Here is a 2,187-nt window from a genome sequence, read left to right on the forward strand (position 1 = left end):
TTACTTCCCCCCCACGTCATCCGCGTGCGTGTTAGTTGTGGTGGGCGCGGTTTTGTTTTTATGAGACAGTTGCGGTCGGGCCCGGACCCCCGAGGGGTCCGGGCCCTTCACGCGTGTGGGCTCAGGCGCTGGCGCAGTTCGGGCACACGCCGCGGTACGTCACCTCGACCGCCGACACGACGAAGCCGAAGCGCTCCGTGTCGGGCAGGTCGGCCAGCGGGTTGCCCGCCGGGTGCACGTCGCGGATCGCGCCGCACCGGGCGCAGACCAGGTGCTGGTGGGGCCGGTGGGCGTTCGGGTCGTACCGCTTGGCGCGGCGGTCCGTGGAGACCTCCAGCACTTCGCCGAGGGTGACGAGCTCGCCCAGGGTGTTGTAGACGGTCGCACGGGAGATCTCGGGCAGCTTGGCCACCGCGAGCGCGTGCACCTCGTCGGCCGTCAGGTGCACGTGGTCACCGTCGAGCACCTCGGCCACGACGCGCCGCTGCGCCGTCATGCGCCAGCCGCGTCCGCGAAGTCGATCCAGCAGGTCACTCATAGACATCAGCCTAACAGTGAGGGATTCGGTGTAACTCCCGAATCAGTGCGGACTTGGATGCTTACTTGACTTAGACAAAGTCCATCGTAGGATCGGTTACGGCAAACGCCAAGGACAGGACACGCAGGGATGACGCAGGAGGCGCACGTGACGCAGGGACCGCTCACCACGGAGGCCGGAGCGCCGGTCGCCGACAACCAGAACAGTGAGACCGCGGGCGTCGGCGGCCCCGTTCTGGTCCAGGACCAGCTGCTGCTGGAGAAGCTCGCGCACTTCAACCGCGAGCGCATCCCGGAGCGCGTGGTGCACGCCCGCGGCGCCGGTGCGTACGGCACCTTCACGCTGACCCGCGACGTCTCGCAGTGGACCCGGGCCAAGTTCCTGTCCGAGGTCGGCAAGGAGACCGAGACCTTCCTGCGCTTCTCCACCGTCGCGGGCAACCTCGGCAGCGCCGACGCGGTCCGCGACCCCCGCGGCTGGGCGCTGAAGTTCTACACCGAAGAGGGCAACTACGACCTCGTCGGCAACAACACCCCGGTGTTCTTCATCAAGGACGCCATCAAGTTCCCCGACTTCATCCACACCCAGAAGCGCGACCCGTACACGGGCTCGCAGGAGGCGGACAACGTCTGGGACTTCTGGGGTCTGTCGCCCGAGTCGACCCACCAGGTGACCTGGCTCTTCGGTGACCGCGGCATCCCGGCGTCCTACCGCCACATGAACGGCTACGGCTCGCACACGTTCCAGTGGAACAACGAGGCCGGCGAGGTCTTCTGGGTCAAGTACCACTTCAAGACCGACCAGGGCATCAAGAACCTCACCCAGGCCGAGGCCAACGCCCTCGCCGGCGAGGACCCCGACTCGCACCAGCGCGACCTGCGCGAGTCCATCGAGCGCGGTGACTTCCCGACGTGGACCGTGCAGGTCCAGATCATGCCCGCGGCCGAGGCGGCCCAGTACCGCTTCAACCCGTTCGACCTCACCAAGGTGTGGCCGCACGAGGACTACCCGCCGATCGAGATCGGCAAGCTGGAGCTCAACCGCAACCCGGAGAACGTCTTCGCCGAGGTCGAGCAGTCGATCTTCTCCCCGGCGCACTTCGTCCCCGGCATCGGTCCGTCCCCGGACAAGATGCTCCAGGGCCGCCTCTTCGGCTACGGCGACGCCCACCGCTACCGCGTCGGAATCAACGCCGACCACCTGCCGGTGAACCGCCCGCACGCCACCGAGGCGCGCACCAACTCCCGCGACGGCTACCTGTACGACGGCCGCCACAAGGGTGCCAAGAACTACGAGCCGAACAGCTTCGGCGGCCCGCACCAGACGGACCGCCCGCTGTGGCAGCCCATCGACGTGACCGGTGGCACGGGCAACCACGCCGCCGCCGTCCACAGCGAGGACAACGACTTCGTCCAGGCGGGCAACCTCTACCGCCTGTACTCGGAGGACGAGAAGTCCCGTCTGATCGAGAACCTGTCCGGCTTCATCGCCAAGGTCTCCCGCGACGACATCGTCGAGCGCGCGATCAACAACTTCCGTCAGGCGGACGGCGACTTCGGCAAGCGGCTCGAAGCCGCGGTCCAGGCCCTCCGCGGCTGATACGGAGCGCTTGCCGCAGCAGGACGCCGGGCCGCAGCCCTCCTCGGAGG

The 2,187-nt window shown here is 67.8% G+C and carries 2 protein-coding genes; one reads left to right on the forward strand and one right to left on the reverse strand.

Features of this window, described 5'->3' with window-relative positions; genetic code table 11:
* Positions 1 to 121: 121 nt before the first annotated feature.
* Positions 122 to 538: a Fur family transcriptional regulator gene (locus tag ACWGE1_RS40890; RefSeq protein WP_453425541.1), complete on the reverse strand. Its 417-nt coding sequence runs from the start codon at positions 536 to 538 to the stop codon at positions 122 to 124.
* A gap of 129 nt (positions 539 to 667) precedes the next feature.
* On the opposite strand from ACWGE1_RS40890, the gene ACWGE1_RS40895 reads away from it, so the two are divergent.
* Positions 668 to 2,137, forward strand: a complete 1,470-nt coding sequence (locus ACWGE1_RS40895) for a catalase (protein ID WP_453425542.1) — start codon at positions 668 to 670, stop codon at positions 2,135 to 2,137.
* Positions 2,138 to 2,187: the final 50 nt, after the last annotated feature.

The sequence above is a fragment of the Streptomyces sp. NPDC054932 genome, assembly GCF_053610205.1.

Excerpts from the sequence above, each read along its gene's own strand:
- ACWGE1_RS40890 (WP_453425541.1), bottom strand. The coding sequence starts at position 538 with ATGAGTGACCTGCTGGATCGACTTCGCGGACGCGGCTGGCGCATGACG.
- ACWGE1_RS40895 (WP_453425542.1), top strand. The coding sequence starts at position 668 with ATGACGCAGGAGGCGCACGTGACGCAGGGACCGCTCACCACGGAGGCC.